The organism is Staphylococcus sp. EG-SA-2, from assembly GCF_017152085.1.
In genome coordinates this window covers 1-2,347 of the sequence record NZ_JACYHC010000627.1, presented here as the reverse complement: position 1 = coordinate 2,347, position 2,347 = coordinate 1, and the positions used below count along the sequence as shown (strand labels likewise).

Here is a 2,347-nt window from a genome sequence, read left to right as displayed (position 1 = left end):
GTTGGCGTACCGCTAATAATATGTTCAGCATTGGTAACTTTAGTTGTGTAAGCATTTTGTTTAGTGCTATCGGCGTTGACATATTTACTGCTTGCTAACGTATTCGTCTTATCTGCGATGGCATGTTGTAATTGACCCATTGCCGTGTTCAGTTCAGTCGCATTACGTTGTACATCATTTGCATTAGATACGCGTTGAGCACCATTAGCTTGTGCTTTTAATGCATCTTTTTGTTTTTGATTTAAATCAGATGCGCCATTAATTGCTGTAATCGCTGCTTGTTTCGCATTATTTAAGTTTTGCGTACCATTTAATGCATGTTTCGCACTATTAACATTATTAAGTGCTTGTTCAACCGCTGTTTTCGCTGTATTCGGTCCAGTTTGTTTATTTAAAATGGTTTCGGCAGCTGATATAGCTTGATTGTAAGCATTACGTTTTTGCTCATCAGCATCCAAGAAGTTTTGGCTCGCTAATGTTCCTGACTTATCGTTGATAGCCGTTTGTAAGTTACCCATTGCGCCATCTAAACTATTTGCACTTTGTTTAACTGATTCAACACCAGCTAAGTTTGTAGCTTGTGAAATTTGATTTGTTAAATCATTGCGTTGTGCTGTAGTGATATGCGTTAAAGTACCTAAATGTTGTTTCGCTGCGTTTTGAGCTGCAATTAATTTTGCATCACCATTCAATGCATCTTTCGCAGTATTAACACGTTGCAATGCTGCTTCAACTGCATTTTGCGCAGTGTTTGGACCTGTCGATTTATTTAAAATCGCTTTCGCTGCAGTAATAGCATTATCATACTCTTGTTGTTTATTTGTATCAGCATCACGATATTTCTCAGATGATTTCACTTGAGATTCGTTGTTAATACCATTTTGTAAGTTAGCCATAGCTTGATCTAAATGTTGTGCATTTTGTTTTACAGTATCAACACCACTCACTCTTGTCGCACTACTAATTTGACTAATCAAATTGTTCTTTTGAGCATCTGTAATACTCGTTAATGTGTTTAAGTACGTTTTCGCATTTTGTTTTGCCGTAGCTAAGTTTTCATCACCGTTAAGTGCCGTTTTAGAACTATTCACTTGCTCTGCTTTTTGTGTAATCGTACTTGGATTCATTTCTGGATTACTATTCGCATTAATAATCGTTTCAGCAGCAGCTACCGCGTTGTTATATGCTGTTTGCTTATCATTATTAGCATCTACGTAATCTTCACTTGCTTTAGTCGCATCATTGTTAGCAATACTTTGTCTTAACGTATTCATCGCTTGATCTAATGTGTTGGCATTTGATTGAACCGTATGAACACCAGCAACAGTAGTACCACTATTAATTTGATTTGTTAAATTCGTTTTTTGTGCAGTTGTTAAATGCGTCATATTATTTAACTGCTGTTTCGCTGTTTGCTTCGCTTGATCTAATAAACGCGTACCATCTAAGTTATTTTTAGCCGAATTCACTTGATTCATCGCTTCAGTAACTTGATCTTTCGTTTTATTTTGACCATTTGATTTATTTAAAATATCTTTCGCAGCTTGCACCGCATTTGTGTATGCTGTTTTCTTACTAGGTGTCGCATCTTGATAATTTTGACTATTAAGCGTCGTTTGTTCATCATTGATTGCACCCTGCAAGTTACCCATCGCTGTATTTAAATCTGTACCTTGTTGTTTAACGGTATTTACACCAGCAATATTTGATGCAGCATTAATTTTAGATTTAACATCTGCTTTTTGTGCATTATTTAAATGTGGTAATGCATCAATTGCTCTTGCAGCATCTGTTTTAGATTGTACTAATTTTTCATCACCATTTAATGCATTTTTATTAGTAGTAACAGCTGAAGTTGCACGATTAACATCATCAACAGACATTGTCGGATTAGCTGTTTGATTAATAATTGTTTCAGCACTTGAAACTGCACTGTTATATGCATTTTGTTTAGCTGTATCTGCATCCGCATAATCTTCTGTACGTTTCACTTGATCTTTATCTGCAACAGCTTGTCTTAAGTTACCCATTGCACTATTCAAGTTTGTTGCATTTTGCTTAATTGTATTAACTGCATCAATTTGATGCGCACCATTAATTTGCGATTGTAAGTTTTGACGTTGTACATTATTTAAATTGTTTAAATGACCTAATGCAGTATTCGCTTCTTGTTTCGCAGCATTTAACTTAGCTTCACCATTCAATGCATGTTCTTTACTTGTGACATTTGATAAAGCATTGTTAACATCACTTGGTGTTATAACTGGATGTTGTGCATTACCATTAATAATGTCATTCGCATGGTTGTATGCATTGTTGTAATCATTTTTCTTATTAGTATCTGCGT

At 35.3% G+C, this 2,347-nt stretch carries 1 protein-coding gene; it reads right to left on the bottom strand.

Annotated features, from left to right (window positions below; all coding sequences use genetic code 11):
* Window positions 1-2,347: albumin-binding GA domain-containing protein (locus tag IDG60_RS11250; RefSeq protein ID WP_206160702.1), on the bottom strand; the 2,347-nt coding region annotated here is incomplete at both ends.